The following is a 16,623-nucleotide window of genomic DNA, read 5'->3' on the forward strand; positions in this document are numbered from 1 at the left end:
CAGCGGCGGACAACCCTGAAACCTGCAACAAGGAGGCGAGACGGTGCTGCGATTCCTGGCCATGCGCATAGCATCGGCGGTGCCGGTCATGGTCATCCTGAGCCTGGTCACCTTTGCCATCATCCAGGCGCCGCCGGGCGACTATGCCGACTATATCCGCTCGCAGCTGATCAACCAGGGCGGGGCGTCTTTTGCCGAAGCCGACGCGCAGGCGCAGGCCTATAGGGTCGAGCACGGCCTCGATAAACCGCTGCCGGTCCAGTACCTGAACTGGATCGCCGGCATCGTCACCCGCGGCGATTTCGGCTACAGCCTCTATTACAACAAGCCGGTCGCCGCCGTGGTCGGCGAGCGGCTGCCGCGCACGCTGCTGCTGGCGCTGGTCTGCCATCTGCTGGCCTCGGTGCTCGGCATCACCTTCGGCATCTGGGCGGCGACCAGGCAATACACATGGATTGACTCGGCGCTGTCGGCCATCTCCTTCCTCGGCATGACGGTGCCGCGCTTCCTGATGGCGCTGATCATCGTCTATCTCCTGGTCTTCCAGTTCAACGTGTCGGAGATCGGCAGCTTCTTCTCGCCGCAATATGGCGGCGCGCCGTGGTCGTGGGCGAAATTCGCCGACCTCGTCAAGCATGTCTGGCCGGTGGTGGCGATCGCCACCTTCGGCGGGCTCGCCTACAATATGCGCGTCATGCGCGGCAATCTGCTCGATACGCTGAACGCGCAATATGTCGAGACGGCCAAGGCCAAGGGCCTGACCGGCAGCGCCGTCGTCATGCGCCATGCCGTGCCCAACGCACTGCACCCGCTCATCATGTATCAGGGCGTGGTGCTGCCCTACATGCTGACCGGCGAGATCGAGACGGCGATCATCTTTGCGCTGCCGACGGTCGGGCCGGCCATTGTCGGCTCGATGGCGGTCGGCGACGTTTATGTCACGGCGACCTTCATGATGGTGCTGTCGGCAACGCTGATCGTCGGCAACATCATCGCCGACATGCTGCTCGCGCTGCTCGATCCGCGCGTACGCCAGTTCAGGGAGAGCTAGATGCTGGCGCGTGACCCATCCCCGCCGCCGCCCCCGGCTGAAGCAACCGCGATTGCGACCCCACGCGGCAATGAGAGCTATATGGCGCTGGTCTGGCGCCGGCTGAGGCGCTCCTGGACCGGCATGGCCGGGCTGATCCTGGTCGTGCTTCTGGTGCTGATGGCGCTATTCGCCGATTTCTTCGCGCCGATGGACCCCAAGGTGACCGATGTCGCTTTCGCCCCGCCGCAAGTGATGAGTTTTCACGACAGAGACGGGAATTTCGTGCTCCAGCCGCGGGTCTATGCGCTGGCGGATTCTGCTGACCTCGACCCGGTCACCTTCCAGCCGGTCGTCGGGCCGGATTACGAGCATCCGCGCCTGCTCGGCTTCTTCGTCAAGGGCGCCGACTACCGGCTGCTTGGACTGATCCCCGCCAACCGGCATTTCTTTGCTTCGGCCGACGGCCAGCCGGTGCATTTTCTCGGCACCGACAAATTCGGCCGGGATGTGTTGTCGCGCGCCATCCAGGGCTCGCGCGTCTCGCTGATGATCGCGCTGACGGTGGTGTTCATCATCACCGTCATCGGCACCACGGTCGGCATGGTCTCGGGCTATTTCGGCGGCCGCTTCGACGTCTGGATGCAGCGCTTCGTCGAGTTGGTGCTCGCCTTCCCGCAATTGCCGCTCTATCTTGCTCTGACGACGCTGATCCCGGTGACCGCGCCGACCAACGTTTTCCTCGCCTTCGTCATCATCGTCATGTCGGCGCTGGGCTGGGCGCAGATGTCGCGCGAGGTGCGCGGCAAGACGCTGGCGCTGGCGCGGATCGACTATGTGCGCGCTGCCATGGCGGTTGGCGCCACCGACATGCGTATCATCATGCAGCACATTTTTCCCAATGTGATGAGCCACGTCATCGTCGCCGTGACGATCGCCATCCCGACGGTGGTGCTGCTCGAAGCCTTTCTCGGCTTCCTCGGCTTCGCCGTGAAACCGCCGCTGATCTCATGGGGGCTGATGCTGCAGGACACGGCTACCTATTCGGTCATCGGCACCTATCCGTGGATCCTGTCGCCGGTCGGCTTCGTGCTGATCACCGTCTTTGCCTTCAACGCGCTGGGCGACGGCCTGCGCGATGCCGTCGATCCCTATTGAGGTGGCCGGGATGACCGTAGCGCTCGCAGCCACCTTCGCACCAGCCGTCCGGCTCGACCATGCCGGCCGCCACGACCAACCCATCATCGATGCCCGCAACATCGAGGTCGCCTTCAAGGTCGAGCACGGCGTCGTCGACGCTGTGAAGGATGTCTCGTTCCAGCTTTATCGCGGCGAGACGATCGCCATCGTAGGTGAGTCCGGTTCCGGCAAGTCGGTGACGGCGCGTGCTGTCATGGGGCTCTTGTCGAAGCGGGCCACCGTGTCGCCGAAATCCACCATCCACTATTGCGGGCAGGACATACTGAAATTCCCCGAGAGCGCCCGGCGCAAGTTGCGCGGCAATCGCATCTCGATGATCTTCCAGGAGCCGATGAGCTCGCTCAACCCGATCTATACGGTTGGCAGTCAGATCGTCGAGGCGATCAGAGTGCATCGAAAGGTCAGCCGCAAGCAAGCCTGGGCGCGGGCGCTCGAGCTTTTGCGGCATGTCCAGATCCCCGAGCCGGAAGCGCGCATCAAACAGTATCCGCACCAGATGTCGGGCGGGCAGCGCCAGCGCGTGATGATCGCCATGGCGCTCGCCAACGACCCCGATGTGCTGATCGCCGACGAGCCGACGACGGCGCTCGATGTCACGGTGCAAGCACAGATCCTCAATTTGATCCGCAATCTGCAAAAAGAACTCAGGATGGCGGTCATCCTGATCACCCACGACCTCACCGTGGTGCGGAAATTCTCGGACTATGTCTATGTCATGCAGCATGGCGAGATGTGCGAGCACAACGTTACCGAGCGGCTGTTCGCCGACCCGCAGCATGCCTATACCAAGCGGCTGCTCGCTTCAGAGCCGCACGGCAAGCCGCAGCCGCTGCCGGAAAACAGCGGCACCATCCTCGAGGCCCGCGATATGCGCGTCTGCTTCATGCTACGCCATGGCAGCTTCCTGAAGCCGGACTGGCGCGAGCTGGTCGCCGTCGACGATCTCGGCCTGAAGCTTTGCCGCCACGAGACACTGGGGCTGGTCGGCGAATCCGGCTCCGGCAAGACCACCTTCGGTCTCGCCTTGCTCAGGCTCACCGAGGCCAAGCGCGGCGAGGTCAGCTTCGACGGCCAGCCGATCCACGGCCTGTCGCGCGCCGGGATGCGGCCGCTGCGCTCGCGCATGCAGGTCGTTTTTCAGGATCCGTTCTCGTCGCTCAACCCGCGTATGACGATCGGCCAGATCATCGAGGAAGGGCTGGTCGTCAACAGGATCGGCGCGACACGGCGCGAGCGGGTCGGTCGGGTTCGCGACGCCCTGGTCAGCGCCGGCATGCCCGGCGATATCCTGTCGCGGTTCCCGCACGAATTTTCCGGCGGCCAGCGGCAGCGCATCGCCATTGCCCGAGCCATCGCGCTGGAGCCCGAATTCATCCTGCTCGACGAACCGACATCGGCGCTCGACCTTTCGGTGCAGGCGCAGATCATCGACTTGTTGCGCAAGCTGCAGGACGAACGCGGCCTTAGTTATCTCTTCATTTCGCACGACCTCAAGGTGGTGCGCGCGCTCTGCCATCGCGTCATCGTCATGCAGAACGGCAAGATCGTCGAACAGGGGCCCGTCGACGAGGTCCTCACCCATCCCAAGACCGCCTACACCGAACGGCTCGTCAGGGCCGCCTTCGACGTGGCGTAGCAAAGTGCCGGAGGTTTAATAGTGGCAAGACATCCCAGGATCACCTTCATTGGCGCGGGTTCGACCGTGTTCATGAAGAACATTGTCGGCGACGTGCTGCAGCGGCCATCGCTGTCAGGCGCGACGATCGCGCTGATGGACATCAATCCGCAGCGGCTGGAAGAGAGCGCCGTCGTCGTCAACAAGCTGATCGCGACGCTGGGCGTGAAGGCGAAGGCCGAGACCTATTCCGACCAGCGCAGGGCGCTCGCCGGCGCCGACTTCGTCGTGGTCGCCTTCCAGATCGGCGGCTATGAGCCCTGCACCGTCACCGATTTCGAGGTGCCGAAGAAATACGGCCTGCGCCAGACCATTGCCGACACGCTCGGCGTCGGCGGCATCATGCGCGGCCTCCGGACCGTGCCGCATCTGTGGAAGATCTGCGAGGACATGCTGGCCGTCTGCCCCGACGCGATCATGCTGCAATACGTCAACCCGATGGCGATCAACACCTGGGCGATTTCAGAGAAATTTCCTGACATCAAACAGGTCGGCCTCTGCCATTCGGTGCAAGGCACAGCGATGGAACTGGCGCACGATCTCGACATTCCCTACGAGGAGATACGCTACCGCTCGGCCGGCATCAACCACATGGCCTTCTACCTGAAGTTCGAGCACCGGCAGCCGGATGGCTCTTACCGCAACCTCTATCCGGACCTTGTCCGCGCCTATCGCGAGGGCAGGGCGCCGAAGCTGGGCTGGAACCCGCGCTGCCCCAACAAGGTGCGCTACGAGATGCTGACGCGTCTCGGCTATTTCGTCACCGAAAGCTCCGAGCATTTCGCCGAATACACGCCCTATTTCATCAAGGAAGGCCGCCCCGACCTGATCGAGAAATTCGGCATTCCGCTCGACGAATATCCCAAGCGCTGCATCGAACAGATCGAGCGCTGGAAGGGCCAGGCCGAGGCCTATCGCTCGGCCGACCGCATCGAGGTCGAGCAATCGAAGGAATACGCGTCCTCGATCATGAACTCGGTGTGGACCGGCGAGCCTTCGGTGATCTACGGCAATGTCCGCAACAATGGCTGCATCACCTCGCTGCCGGACAATTGCGCCGCCGAGGTGCCGTGCCTGGTCGACGGCTCCGGCATCCAGCCGACCTATATTGGCGAGCTGCCGCCGCAACTCACCGCGTTGATACGCACCAACATCAATGTGCAGGAATTGACGGTGCAGGCGCTGATGACCGAAAACCGCGAGCACATCTACCACGCGGCGATGATGGATCCGCATACGGCCGCCGAACTCGATCTCGACCAGATCTGGGCGCTGGTCGATGAGTTGCTGGCGACACATGGCGACTGGCTGCCGACCTGGGCGCGTGGGAGCGCCAAGGTCCGGGCCGCCTGAGCGCGCTGCGGCGGTATCTACTCCACCGTCAGGCCTCCGGTGGCGCCGGCAACCGGTGGCGCAGTTCCTCGACCAGCACGCGCTCGTTCTCCGAATAGTCGATCGGAACGACGACGAGATGGACGCCACCGCCGGCAAAGGCCTGTTCAAGCGTCGATTGTATTTCTGAGACGGCGCCGACCCTGGTTCCCTTGGCGCCATAGGCCTCGGCATAGCGGACGAAATCGGGATTGCCGAAGGTCATGCCGAAATCGGGGAACTGGTCGACCGCCTGCTTCCAGCGGATCATGCCGAAAGCATTGTCCTCGATGATCAGCACGACGAGGTTGAGCTTCAGCCTGACGGCGGTTTCCAACTCCTGGCTGTTCATCATGAAGCCGCCGTCCCCGCAGATCGCCATGACGCGGCGGCCGGGATAGAGCATCGCCGCCGTCATCGCCGACGGCAGGCCGGCGCCCATCGTGGCCAGGGCGTTGTCGAGCAGCAAAGTGTTGGCGACGCGCGTGCGGTAATTGCGCGCAAACCAGATCTTGTACATGCCGTTGTCGAGCGCCAGGATGCCATCGGCCGGCATCACCGCGCGCACATCGTGCACCAAGCGCTGCGGCGTGAAACGGTCTTCGGTGGCGCGGATGGCAATGCGGCTCAAAATCCCTTCGCGCAGCGGCAGTAGCGCCTGCGCGTTGGGGATCTTGCCCTCGATCCGGTCGGCAAGCAGCCTGAGCGAAGCGCCGATGTCGCCGACCACTTCGGTCTGCGGGAAATAGACCTGCTCGACATTGGCTGGCTGGTAACCGACATGGATCACCTTCGGTCCCTTGTCGCCCATAATGAAGGGCGGCTTCTCGATCGTGTCGTGGCCGATAGTGATGATGAGGTCGGCCTGTTCGATGGCCTCATGCACATAGTCGCGCTCGGACAGCGCGGCGGTGCCCATGTAGAGCTCGGTTCCGCCAGGCACCGTGCCCTTGCCCATCTGCGTGGTGAAATAGGGAATGCCGGTCCTGATCACGAACTGGGCGAGGTCGGACGTCGAGCGCGGCCGCGATGCGGCGGCGCCCAGCATCGCCAGCGGCCGTTGCGCCTTGATGATCATCTCGGCGGCACGGTCGAGCGCCAGCGGGCTGGCCAGCGGAAGCTCGACCGGATGCGGCGGGATCAGCGCGACATCGTCGCACTCCTCGGCCGCGATGTCTTCGGGCAGTTCCAGATGCACCGGCCCCGGACGCTCCTCTTCGGCAATCCGAAACGCTTCGCGCACCACGGCGGGAATGGTCTTCGCCGAGATGATCTGGCGTGACAGCTTGGTCAGCGGCTTCATCGCGGCGACGATGTCGACGATCTGGAAGCGGGCCTGGCGCGACGACCGGATGCCCTTCTGCCCGGTGATCATGATCATCGGCATGGCGCCGAGCAGCGCATAGGCGGCACCCGTCGTCAGGTTCAGGGCGCCGGGTCCCAGCGTGGTGATGCACACACCTGGCTTGCCGGTGAGCCTGCCATGGGTGGCGGCCATGAACGCCGCCGCCTGCTCATGACGGGTGAGGATGAGCTGGATCGAGGATTTGCGGATGGATTCGACGACGTCCAGGTTTTCTTCGCCGGGAATGCCGAAGATGCGATCGACGCCCTCATTCTCGAGGGCGGCAACAAGCAGGTCAGAACCTTTGGGCACGAAGCATCTCCTGGGCAAAGCGGCGGCGAACCGCGTCGGGATATGATCAGACATAGTGCTGGCAAAGCCCTAGCGCGAGGCGCGGCCGCCGCCAATATCGCTCTGCCTTACAGATCCTTCCGTTTCCTGAATTGGCCGGGCGAGACGCCGGCGTGGCGCCTGAAGGCGGTGGAGAAGGCGGCTTCCGAGCTGTAGCCGACCGCCTCGGCGACTTGGCCCAGGCTCTTGCCCTCGTGCAGCAGCCGGCTAGCCTGCCGCATGCGGCAGCCGAAGAGATAGGCCATGGGCGCTTCGCCGACGAGATCGCGAAAGCGGGCGGCAAAGGTTGCCCTGGAGAGCCCGACCGCGCGTGCCAGGGTCTCGATCGTCCAGCCGTGGCCATAGGCTTCATGCAGGGTCGCGAGCGCTCTGGCGATCGCGGGGTCCTGCAATCCCCTCAGCCAACCTGGATTGTCCATGCTTTCCAGACCGGAGCGCAAGGCGCGCGTGACGATGGCCCCAGACAGGCGAGCCATTACTACGTCGCTGCGGGACCTTCGTCGGTCGCTTCCACCAGCAAGGCCTCGACATAGCCACGCAGCCATTTGGGCAGACGGCCATTCGATCCCCGGATGTGAACGATGCGCGGCAGGCCGGCAAGTGCCGGATGGTCGGCGTCGCGAAAGGCGAAGGCGCCGCACAGGATGACGGTCTTTTCGCCTTCGCCGCCGCTGCGAATACGCCCGGCTGCGGTTTGGGTCGCCAGTTCGGCGGCGGGGACGTTCGCGCTTTTGAGCGCGCCGGGCGACCGCAGCACATGCGGATCGGCGCGCGGTGCAATGATCAGGTCGCCGGCATCGAGAGGCTCGACATCTTCCTCACCGAACACCGCCTCGCATCGCCCCTTGATGACGACGTGAATGCCGCGAAGTCCAGCCTGGCTGAACGAGATCGCCCAGGGCGCGGCCAGTTCGAGGCGCCGGTACCCGGCGGCTGCGAAGTGCAATTCGCGCATGAGGGTAGCCAGGAGATCCACGCTTCGCTCCAGAAACAGACGATCGATAAATCAATCCAGACGCTGTCGAATAGCGCGCCGGCCTTACTGGACCTAGCTATGCCCGACAGGCCGCTTGTCGGCGATAACGAAACTCAGGAGTTATTCATGCCGCCAATCGAGCTTTTTGTCGCGCAGCTTTGTCCCTATGCGCACCGTGTCAGGCTCGCCCTTGCCGAGAAAGGCCTGCAGGCGACGGAAATCGAAATCGATCTGCGCAACAAGCCGGCGTGGTTCCTGAAACTCACGCCGACGGGAAAGGTGCCGCTGCTGCGCCATCAGGGGCAATATGTCAGGGAGTCGTCGATCATCTGCGGAATATCTCGATGATGCATTCCCCGAACGGCCGATTTTCCCCAGGGATGCTCAGGCCCGCGCTGAGGCGCGCATCTGGATCAGCTTCGCCGACACGCAGCTTTACGCCCGGACGGCAACCATGATGCACAGTTCCGACGCTATGGTTCATAAGCGGATCAAGGCCCAGCTTGCCGACGATCTGCGCTTTGTGGAACAGCATGCCTTCGCCCTGCGAGGGGCGGACGAACGGTTTTTGCTGGGCTCGGAATTCAGCGCCGCCGACATCGCCTTCTATCCCTGGTTCGAACAGCTGTGCGTGCTTGAGAAATATCTGGGCTTCGTCATGCCGACCGAATGCGAGCGCCTGCTGCGGTGGCAGGAAACGGTTGCCGCCAGGGAGGCGGTGCGGACCTGCGCCAGGTCGCCCGGCTTCTACCTGGAATCCTATGGCCCGCTTCTCGCGGCCCTGAGACGAGCGGGCAAACGGAAAAAAATTCCTCACTATGGTGCTGCAAGGTCAGTCATTTGCTTCTTGCGGCAGGCGCAAGCCTGTAAATATGCGGTATGAAACCCCGCCGCGAGAGGTGAGAGAAACATGCCCAATCCAACCGTCGTCGGGTTTTCCGGCAATTTCACCAGGCCGTCCAAGACGCGTGGTTTTGTCGACCAGGTTGTCAGGGATATTGCGCGCCAGCATGGCCTGTCGGCGAGCACCTATGACATCGAAGACCTCGGCCCGTCGCTCGGCGCTGCCAAATGGGCGCGCGATCTCGACGGCCAGTCCCGGGCAGTCTTCGACAGCGTCGTCAATGCCGATGTGCTGGTGGTGGGGTCACCGACCTACAAGGGCAGCTACACCGGCCTGTTCAAGCACTTCTTCGACCTCTTCGATCCCGCTTCCTTGCGCGGCAAGCCGGTGGTGCTGCTTGCCACCGGCGGCAACGATCGCCACGCGTTGATCGTCGAGCACCAGTTGCGGCCGTTGTTCGGCTTCTTCGAGGCGCTGACGCTGCCGACAGGGGTCTATGCCACGGACAAGGACTTTTCCGACGGCGTGCTGCGGGCCGAACCCATCCTGAAGCGCGTCGATCAGGTTGTCGGCGAGGTCGGGCTGGTGCTGGCCAATCGCTCGGCAGCCGGCGTTGCTGCCGGATAGAGCGAGGCGAGCGGGCCGCCTCCGGCTTTGCTCGGAGTGAATAAAATGGGAGCGATCCGGCTGAAAAACGCCAATGCCGGAAGGTTCCCGGTCATCCTGAGCGGCGATGACAAAGGGGTTTTGGCCAACTGCGAAATCCATCTCAGGCGGATTTCTCGCGACAACTAGTTCCTGTCCGCCGGCTTCGAACGCATCCTTGACACCGTCTCGCGCTCGGCGCGCTTGGAGCGCAGAGGCGGCAGGCCGCGGTCGATCAGGTCCATGTCCTCCAGCACCATGTCGCCCATGCGCTTGAAGGCGATGTCGAGCGCACCGGCGCGGTGGGCGGAGCGCAGGAAGCCGGGGATCGTGCGGACCGGATGGTCCTGCGCTAGCGGTTCTTCTGGGAAGACATCGCTGGCGGCGACGATGTGGCCGCTTTTCACCGCCGCCATCAGGGCAGGGAAGTCGACGACGCCGGCGCGGCTGAGCAGGATGAAGGCGGCGCCCTTGCGCATACTTGCAAAGGCCTCAGCGCCGAGGAAACCCTGGTTCTCCGAGGTCACCGAAGCGACGACGAAGACGAAATCGCTTGATGTCAGCACCTCGTCCAGCGAGGCCGGCTTGACCCCATTGTCGATCAGGATCGACGGCGGCAGCCAAGGGTCGAAGACCTTGGTGCGGGTGCGAAAACCCGACAGCAGCCGGTTCAGCGCACGGCCGAGATCGCCGAAGCCGATGATGCCGACATCGGCGCCGGACAGAAGCCGCGCCGTCAAATTGCCGTCACCGCCCCACAGCTCCTCGCCTTTGCGGAAGGCGAGGTCAGCATCGACGATGTTGCGGGCGAGGTTGAGCGCCATGGCGAGGCCAAGCTCGGCCACCGGCTCGGCGAAGACGAGGCCGGTGGTGACGACATGGATGCCGCGCGCAAACAGCGTCTCATAGGGCATGTTGTTGATGAGGTTGGTCTCGACATTGAAGACGCAACGCAGCGCCTGCATCTGGTCCAAGGTCTCGGGCGAGATCGGCGGCTGGCCGATAATATAGCGGGCTTCGGCCAGCACGTCGGCGGGCAAGTTCGCCACGCCCTCGGCCGTCGTCTCGACGACGCGGTAATGCGCCTTGAGGCGCGCCAGCTGCGGTGGGGTGAAGATCAGGTCGAGCGTGCGTGGTTCCGGCGCGCTGATGACCAGCGGCAGGGCTTTGTTTGGCATAACGACTCCTCCCCGGCGCGATGCGTATCGCGTATTCTTGCTTTGCACTTGTGGTAGTCCCCAAAACCGCTTGCCGCCTTCCGGCGGCATGTGCTTGAGGGGTAAAATACCCACGATTAAACGATTTACAACTCCGGGAGGGGCCGCCGATCCCGTGGCTCGAGCCTTGCCGGGTTTTGATGCGGGAATCCGTTGGCTCGCCAGGCAACGGCCCTGAGGGCTCCTTTCCTTCTCCCCCTGTGAGAGAAGGTGCAGTCAAAACGGATAGTGCTGCCCCGGATCCTCGATCGTCAGCCAGCGCAGGTCGGTGAATTCGGCGATCGAGGCCTTGCCGCCGAAGCGGCCGTAGCCTGAACCCTTGACGCCGCCGAACGGCATTTGCGCCTCGTCGCCGACGGGCGGGCCGTTGATGTGGCAGATACCGGCTTCGATGCGCGCGGCGACCGTCATGGCACGGCGGATGTCGCGGCTGAACACGGCTGAGGACAGGCCGTATTCGGTGTCGTTGGCGACACGTACCGCTTCGTCCTCGCCCTCAACGCGGATCACGGGCTTGACCGGGCCGAAGGATTCTTCCGAATAGACGCGCATCGCCGGCGTCACGTGGTCGAGCAATGTCGCCTCGACCACGGTTCCGGTGCGCTTGCCGCCGGCCACAAGCCTGGCGCCCTTGGCGACGGCGTCGGCAACCAGTTCTTCCATCTTGTCGGCGGCCTGGCTGCTGATCAGCGAACCGAGCACGACATGGCCGCGCGGGTCGCCGGCCGGCAGCTGCGCCGCGCGGACGGCGAGCTTGGCGACGAATTCGTCGGCGACCTTTTCATCAACGACCAGACGCTCGGTCGACATGCAGATCTGGCCCTGATGCATGTAGGCGCCGAAGGTCGCCGCATTGACCGCGGCGTCGATGTCGGCATCGTCCAGCACGACCAGCGGCGCCTTGCCGCCAAGTTCGAGCAGCGCTGGCTTCAAGTGACGGCCGGCGAGTTCGGCAATGATCCTGCCGACCTTCGTCGAGCCGGTGAAGTTGACGCGTCTGACTGCTGGGTGCGCGACCAGTGTTTCGACGATTGCCGCTGCGTCCTTGGGGTCATTGGTGACGACATTGATGACGCCCTTGGGCAGGCCGGCCTCGACCAGCACCTGGCCGATCAGCCGGTGCGTGCCTGGGCACATTTCCGAAGCTTTCAGCACAACCGTGTTGCCGCAGGCGATCGGCATGGCGATGGCACGGGTTCCGAGGATGACCGGTGCATTCCACGGCGCGATGCCGAGGCAGACGCCGGCCGGCTGGCGGATCGCCATGGCCAGCGTGCCGGGCTTGTCGGAGGGAATGACCTCGCCCGAAATCTGCGTCGTCATGGCGGCTGCCTCGCGCAGCATTTTGGCGGCGAGCATGACGTTGAAGCCAGCCCAGGGGCCGGTCGCGCCGGTTTCTTCCATCATCAACTTGGTGAATTCGCCGACCTTGGAGTCCATGACATCGGCCGCCTTGGACAGCAAAGCGCGGCGCTCGCCCGGACCGGTCTTCGACCACGTCTTGAAAGCGGCAGCAGCGGCTTCGACCGCGGCATTGGCGTCGGCGATGCTGGCTGCGGCAGCGCGGGTCGCCAGCTTGCCGGTGAACGGGTCCATGCGCTCGTAAGAGGCTGAGCCGGAGGCATCCCTTTTGTCGCCGTCGATCAGAAGTCCGATGTCCATTGTTCTCTCCCTCGCTCGCCGTGGAGCGTCTTTTCTATCAATTATCGACCACGATCTGATCCGAACACCGGCTCCCACTTTTCGGGATCATGGTCTAGAAGCCGAGCACCTCGGCATTGATCGATGCTTCAAGCCCACCGTCAACCGGCACATTGGCGCCGTTGACCCAGCGTGCGCCGTCCGAGCACAGGAACAGCACGACAGGCGCGATGTCGCCCGAGGTTCCGGCGCGCCCGACCCTGGCGATGTCGCTGTCCACGCGGGCGTCACCCAGCACATTGCGGAACTGTTTGAGGATCGGCGTCTCGACCGGGCCGGGGCTCACTGCATTGACGCGGATGCCGCGGCTCCTGAACAGGTCCTGATGTGCGGCGCGCTGCGTCCACAACAGCAGCAGTTCCTTGGAAACGGAATAGCCTTCCTCGTTCTTCACCTGATGGTCGGCGACCACCTCCGCCACATCGGGAAAGCCTTCGATGCCGATCATCGATGCCGCGCGGTTGAGATTGGCGCGCCAGCCATAGCCGGCGATCGAGGCGACGTTGACCACGGCGCCGCCTTCACGAAGTCTTGGTGCGAGGCCTTCCGAGAGCGCGCGCAGGCCGTAGAAGTTGACGGCCAGTGTCGACACCGCACCGGTGTTGCCGGGGAGGCCGGCGACATTGCAGAGCGCATCGATGCGCTGCGGCAGGCGCCCGATGAGATCGACGACGCCGGCCTTGAACGAGATGTCGGCCTTGACGAAGAAGCCGACCGGTGCGGCAGGTTCACGCACGTCGACGCCGATCACGTCAGCGCCCAGCTGGCCGGCAAGTTCCGCGGTGCGGGCGCCGATACCGGACGCGACACCGGTGATGAGGATGGTCTTGCCGAACAGCATGGTCACGCCTTTTCACTATGTGTTGCGGTCTGTTGCGGCGAAGGCGTGGCGTCGCTATCGCCGGCGTTTGCCGGGAGTCTGACGCGATAGCCGACCGGTAGCAGGCGCAGGCCAAAGCGCTCCTCCAGCGTTCCCCACAGGCCGCGCGGCAGGAAGAGCGAGAACAGCACCGCCGTGGCGCCGAGGCCGATCAGATACCAGACGCCGGTGCCGCCGAACCAGGTCTCGATGAGGAAGAACAGCAGCGCACCCAGAATGGCGCCCTCGAAGGTGCCGATGCCGCCGACCAGGACCATGAAGATCATGTAGGCGGTCCACTGGACGTTGAAGTAGGTTTTCGGCTGGAAGGTGATCGACGTGGCCAACCACAGCGCGCCGGCCATGCCGATGCCGAAGGCGGCGAGCACGAAGAGCAGCCGCTTGGTGCCGGTGACGCGCACGCCGACCGATGCCGCGGCCTCCTCATTGTCCCTGATGGCGCGGATGGCAGCGCCCGTGCTGCCACGCAGCAGGCTAAACAGGGTGGCGAGCAGCGCCGTCATCGCGGCCAGCGCCAGCCAGTAGATCGTCGCCCGCCTGGAACCGGCGTCATAGACGTTGAGCGAGATCAGCGACGTCCCGGTCTCGCCTTGCACCAGCCGGTCGAGATTGACCAGGAGATGGGTGAGCGCCGCGATCACCCACATGCCGATGGCGAACTCGCCGTTCCTGAGCCGCAGCATGAACAGCGACATCGGCCAGGAGATCGCGCCGACAATGATCGCGGAGACGAACAGCGAAGCGAACGGGTTGAGGCCGGCATCGGCCAGGCGGATGGTGAAATAGGCGCCGAGGCCGAAGAACACTTGCTGTCCCACCGAAACCAGCCCGCCGAAGCCGGCCAGCGCGTTCCACATCGCTGCCAGGATCACATAGATGAACAAGGCGGTCACGCGGTCGACGGCGCCGGCCGACAGGAAATGCGGGGCGACGCCAAGTAGCGCGATGATGACGACGACCGCAATCGCCGAGATGCGCGAGGCGGAGGTGCTGCGCTCGATAACGGGGGCGTTTAAAACCGCGCTCATGATGCTTTCCTCGCGGGCAGGCGCAGCAGGCCGCGCAGGCCGAGGCCGGAGGTGGAGAGCCGGATGAACAGCACGATCAGGAAGGCGACATGGCCGCCGATCAGAAAACCTTGCGGATGGATCTGCGCGCCGAGCGTCTGGGCGAGCGCCAGAACGATGCCGCCGACCAGCGTGCCCCATAGCGAACCGGCGCCGCCGATCACCGCCGCCTCGAAAGCGAACAGCAATTGAGGTGCGCCGGTATAGGGATCGAAGGTGGCGCGCATGCCGAGGAAGGCACCGGCAAGACCGACCGTGACCATGGCGATGGCGGCCGCGAGGGCGTTGGCGCGGCGCGCATCGACGCCGACGAGACCGGCCGTGTCGGGATCTTCCGACGTGGCGCGGATCGAGCGGCCAAGGCTGGTGTTGGTAAGGAACAGCTGCAGTCCGCCAAGCAATATGACGGCGGCGGCGAACATGATCACGGCAAGCTTGCCGACATAGATGCTGCCCGGCCATTCCCAGGAATCGTAGGAGAGGCTGCCGATATAGGGCGCCAGCGAACGTGTGTCGGCGCCGAACTGCTCGAACAGCGCATTGTCGATGACGATGGCGAGGCCGAACGTGGTCAGGATCGGCAGCAGCGCGCCTCCACGGGCGCTGCGCTCGAGCAGGAAGCGTTGCAGCGCCCAGCCGATGGCCGCCATCAGCGGCAGCACGATGAGCAGGCCGACGAAGGGCGAGATATGGAATTGCGAGGCGAGCCACCACAGCGCGTAGGCGGAAAACACGGCCAGGCTGCCATGCGCGAGGTTGATTATGCGCATCACCGAAAACATGAAGGAGAGGCCGCAGGCGATCAGCGCGTAGTAGCCGCCGAGCAGGATGCCCTGGACGATCTGGTTGCTCATGCCGGCACACTCCCGGCGCTTTTTCTGTGCAGACCGAAATAGGCTTTCGTCACTTCATCGCGGGACATGCCCTTGCTCGGGCCTTCCAGCGCGACGCGTCCTTCGAGCATGCAGATGACCTTGTCCGAGACCGAGAGCGCGCGATTGAGGTCCTGTTCGACCAGGATGATCGTCGTGCCGGAGCTGATCAGGCCTTGCAGCGAAGTGTATACGCGATCGACCACCAGCGGCGACAGGCCGAGCGAGACCTCGTCGAGCAGCAGCAGTTCGGGATTGCTCATCAAAGCGCGGCCGATGGCGGTGGCCTGCTGCTCGCCACCGGAGAGATGCCCGGTCTTGGCATGGCGGCGCGGCTTCAGATTGGGGAACGTGTCGAGCACTCGTTCCACGCTCCAGTCGCCGGGACGGCCGGCGGTCTTGCCAAGCAGGAGGTTCTCCTCGACCGTCATTTGCACGAACAGTTTTCGCCCTTCCGGCACCAGCGCGACGCCCATGCCGACGCGCTTGTGCGAGGGAACGCCGGTGATATCGGCGCCATTCAGCAGCACGCGGCCGGCCGTCGGCTCATGGGCGCCGGCGATCGCCCGCAGCAGCGTCGTCTTGCCGGCGCCGTTGGCGCCGACCAGCGCCAGCGTTTCGCCGCGCTCGATCGTAAAGCTCACACCGCGCACCGCCTGCAACAGGCCATGGCGGACGACCAGATTCTCGATTGCGAGCAGGCTCATTTCGGGCCTCCGCCGAGATAGGCGCGCACGACTTCGGGGTCGGCCATCACCGCTTGCGGCTCGCCGTCGGCGATGATCTTGCCGGCGTCCATGCAGATCAGCCGCTCGGCCACCTGCAGCAGGATGTGGACGATGTGCTCGATCCAGACGATGCCGATCTTGCGGCGGCGCAATTCCTTGATGGTATGGACAAGTTCGCTCGCCTCGCCATCGGTCAGTCCGCCGCCGATCTCGTCGAGCAGAAGCAGCGTAGGCCTTGCCGCGAGCGCGCGGGCAAGTTCCAGCCGCTTGCGGTCGAGCAGGCCGAGCGTTTCGGCGCGCCGGTTGGCCACGCCCATCATGCCGCACAGTTTCAGCGACTCCAGCGCCTCTTCATAGGCCTCGTCGCGGGCGAGACCGGCGCCATGCGACGCGGCAACAAAAACGTTCTCGAACGTGGTCATGCCGCTGAACGGCTTGGGCACCTGGTGCGTGCGCACCAGGCCGAGACGACAGCGCGCTGTAGCCGGCATCGCGGTCACATCGCCACCCTTGAAGGCGACCGTGCCGGCGCTCGGCGGGAAGGCGCCTGATAAGATGCTGAGCAGCGTCGTCTTGCCGGCGCCGTTCGGACCGACGATGCCGACGGCCTCATCGGCATTCATGGCGAAGTCGACATCGTCGAGCACCACCAGCGCGCCGAAGCGTTTCTGGATGCCGGCAGCGCGGAGGATCGCGGCGTTTGCTGAACCGTTCACGATGC

General features: G+C 64.4%; 17 protein-coding genes. 7 read left to right on the top strand and 10 right to left on the bottom strand.

Annotated features, from left to right (window positions below; genetic code table 11):
- Nucleotides 1–43 precede the first annotated feature (43 nt).
- The 4 genes from X730_RS150400 to X730_RS150385 are packed head-to-tail and all read left to right on the top strand — an operon-like array spanning nucleotide 44 to nucleotide 5,258.
- A complete protein-coding gene (locus tag X730_RS150400; RefSeq protein WP_031196982.1) occupies nucleotides 44–1,051 on the top strand; it encodes an ABC transporter permease in 1,008 nt (335 codons plus the stop codon).
- Complete coding sequence (locus tag X730_RS150395; RefSeq protein WP_023687914.1) at nucleotides 1,052–2,188, top strand: ABC transporter permease; 1,137 nt, start codon at nucleotides 1,052–1,054, stop codon at nucleotides 2,186–2,188. It begins immediately after the preceding gene.
- A 10-nt stretch (nucleotides 2,189–2,198) separates the two neighbouring features.
- Nucleotides 2,199–3,866: an ABC transporter ATP-binding protein gene (locus X730_RS150390; protein ID WP_023741777.1), complete on the top strand. Its 1,668-nt coding sequence runs from the start codon at nucleotides 2,199–2,201 to the stop codon at nucleotides 3,864–3,866.
- A gap of 21 nt (nucleotides 3,867–3,887) precedes the next feature.
- Nucleotides 3,888–5,258, top strand: coding sequence for an alpha-glucosidase/alpha-galactosidase (locus tag X730_RS150385; protein WP_031196984.1), 1,371 nt, complete (start codon nucleotides 3,888–3,890; stop codon nucleotides 5,256–5,258).
- A gap of 28 nt (nucleotides 5,259–5,286) precedes the next feature.
- On the opposite strand, the gene X730_RS150380 is transcribed toward X730_RS150385, so the two are convergent.
- The 3 genes from X730_RS150380 to X730_RS1000000165340 form a co-directional block, all read right to left on the bottom strand.
- Nucleotides 5,287–6,933: an acetolactate synthase large subunit gene (locus X730_RS150380; protein ID WP_023826427.1), complete on the bottom strand. Its 1,647-nt coding sequence runs from the start codon at nucleotides 6,931–6,933 to the stop codon at nucleotides 5,287–5,289.
- 107 nt (nucleotides 6,934–7,040) lie between these two features.
- Nucleotides 7,041–7,448, bottom strand: coding sequence for an AraC family transcriptional regulator (locus X730_RS1000000165335; protein ID WP_050588113.1), 408 nt, complete (start codon nucleotides 7,446–7,448; stop codon nucleotides 7,041–7,043).
- 2 nt (nucleotides 7,449–7,450) lie between these two features.
- Nucleotides 7,451–7,927 (bottom strand): cupin domain-containing protein, encoded by a 477-nt coding sequence (locus X730_RS1000000165340; protein WP_023826429.1) that lies wholly within the window; start codon nucleotides 7,925–7,927, stop codon nucleotides 7,451–7,453.
- Here X730_RS1000000165340 and X730_RS1000000165345 point away from each other — a divergent pair.
- The 3 genes from X730_RS1000000165345 to msuE all read left to right on the top strand — a co-directional run bounded on the left by X730_RS1000000165345 (nucleotide 7,913) and on the right by msuE (nucleotide 9,419).
- Nucleotides 7,913–8,296 carry a glutathione S-transferase N-terminal domain-containing protein gene (locus X730_RS1000000165345; protein WP_023826430.1) on the top strand — a complete coding sequence of 128 codons (384 nt, stop codon included), beginning with the start codon at nucleotides 7,913–7,915 and terminating at the stop codon, nucleotides 8,294–8,296. The genes X730_RS1000000165340 and X730_RS1000000165345 overlap by 15 nt on opposite strands.
- Before the next feature lie 106 nt (nucleotides 8,297–8,402).
- A complete protein-coding gene (locus X730_RS1000000165350; RefSeq protein ID WP_023826431.1) occupies nucleotides 8,403–8,831 on the top strand; it encodes a glutathione S-transferase C-terminal domain-containing protein in 429 nt (142 codons plus the stop codon).
- Nucleotides 8,832–8,858: 27 nt separating this feature from the next.
- A complete protein-coding gene (gene msuE / locus X730_RS150375) occupies nucleotides 8,859–9,419 on the top strand; it encodes an FMN reductase (RefSeq protein ID WP_023739493.1) in 561 nt (186 codons plus the stop codon).
- A gap of 164 nt (nucleotides 9,420–9,583) precedes the next feature.
- On the opposite strand, the gene X730_RS150370 is transcribed toward msuE, so the two are convergent.
- From X730_RS150370 to X730_RS150340, 7 genes are all read right to left on the bottom strand, one after another.
- On the bottom strand, nucleotides 9,584–10,615 hold the full coding sequence (locus tag X730_RS150370; protein WP_023729450.1) for a hydroxyacid dehydrogenase: 1,032 nt from the start codon (nucleotides 10,613–10,615) through the stop codon (nucleotides 9,584–9,586).
- 255 nt (nucleotides 10,616–10,870) lie between these two features.
- Entirely contained in the window at nucleotides 10,871–12,316 is a 1,446-nt protein-coding gene (locus tag X730_RS150365; protein WP_023826432.1) for an aldehyde dehydrogenase, read from the bottom strand.
- A 94-nt stretch (nucleotides 12,317–12,410) separates the two neighbouring features.
- Entirely contained in the window at nucleotides 12,411–13,196 is a 786-nt protein-coding gene (locus X730_RS150360) for a coniferyl-alcohol dehydrogenase (protein ID WP_023729448.1), read from the bottom strand.
- Nucleotides 13,197–13,198: 2 nt separating this feature from the next.
- A complete protein-coding gene (locus X730_RS150355; RefSeq protein ID WP_023826434.1) occupies nucleotides 13,199–14,263 on the bottom strand; it encodes a branched-chain amino acid ABC transporter permease in 1,065 nt (354 codons plus the stop codon).
- Nucleotides 14,260–15,156, bottom strand: coding sequence for a branched-chain amino acid ABC transporter permease (locus X730_RS150350; protein WP_023826435.1), 897 nt, complete (start codon nucleotides 15,154–15,156; stop codon nucleotides 14,260–14,262). The genes X730_RS150355 and X730_RS150350 overlap by 4 nt, the downstream gene beginning before the upstream one ends.
- Nucleotides 15,153–15,881, bottom strand: a complete 729-nt coding sequence (locus tag X730_RS150345; RefSeq protein WP_023826436.1) for an ABC transporter ATP-binding protein — start codon at nucleotides 15,879–15,881, stop codon at nucleotides 15,153–15,155. The genes X730_RS150350 and X730_RS150345 overlap by 4 nt, the downstream gene beginning before the upstream one ends.
- Nucleotides 15,878–16,618, bottom strand: a complete 741-nt coding sequence (locus tag X730_RS150340; protein ID WP_023826437.1) for an ABC transporter ATP-binding protein — start codon at nucleotides 16,616–16,618, stop codon at nucleotides 15,878–15,880. Before X730_RS150340 ends, X730_RS150345 begins: the two co-directional genes overlap by 4 nt.
- Between the last annotated feature and the right edge of the window lie 5 nt (nucleotides 16,619–16,623).

The sequence above is a fragment of the Mesorhizobium sp. L103C131B0 genome (genome assembly GCF_000502275.1).
In the GTDB taxonomy this organism is placed as follows: domain Bacteria; phylum Pseudomonadota; class Alphaproteobacteria; order Rhizobiales; family Rhizobiaceae; genus Mesorhizobium.

Coding starts and splice junctions, on each gene's coding strand:
- X730_RS150395 (WP_023687914.1), top strand. CDS start 1,052: ATGCTGGCGCGTGACCCATCCCCGCCGCCGCCCCCGGCTGAAGCAACC.
- X730_RS150390 (WP_023741777.1), top strand. CDS start 2,199: ATGACCGTAGCGCTCGCAGCCACCTTCGCACCAGCCGTCCGGCTCGAC.
- X730_RS1000000165335 (WP_050588113.1), bottom strand. CDS start 7,448: ATGGCTCGCCTGTCTGGGGCCATCGTCACGCGCGCCTTGCGCTCCGGT.
- X730_RS1000000165340 (WP_023826429.1), bottom strand. CDS start 7,927: ATGCGCGAATTGCACTTCGCAGCCGCCGGGTACCGGCGCCTCGAACTG.
- X730_RS1000000165350 (WP_023826431.1), top strand. CDS start 8,403: ATGATGCACAGTTCCGACGCTATGGTTCATAAGCGGATCAAGGCCCAG.
- msuE (WP_023739493.1), top strand. CDS start 8,859: ATGCCCAATCCAACCGTCGTCGGGTTTTCCGGCAATTTCACCAGGCCG.
- X730_RS150370 (WP_023729450.1), bottom strand. CDS start 10,615: ATGCCAAACAAAGCCCTGCCGCTGGTCATCAGCGCGCCGGAACCACGC.
- X730_RS150365 (WP_023826432.1), bottom strand. CDS start 12,316: ATGGACATCGGACTTCTGATCGACGGCGACAAAAGGGATGCCTCCGGC.
- X730_RS150360 (WP_023729448.1), bottom strand. CDS start 13,196: ATGCTGTTCGGCAAGACCATCCTCATCACCGGTGTCGCGTCCGGTATC.
- X730_RS150355 (WP_023826434.1), bottom strand. CDS start 14,263: ATGAGCGCGGTTTTAAACGCCCCCGTTATCGAGCGCAGCACCTCCGCC.
- X730_RS150350 (WP_023826435.1), bottom strand. CDS start 15,156: ATGAGCAACCAGATCGTCCAGGGCATCCTGCTCGGCGGCTACTACGCG.
- X730_RS150345 (WP_023826436.1), bottom strand. CDS start 15,881: ATGAGCCTGCTCGCAATCGAGAATCTGGTCGTCCGCCATGGCCTGTTG.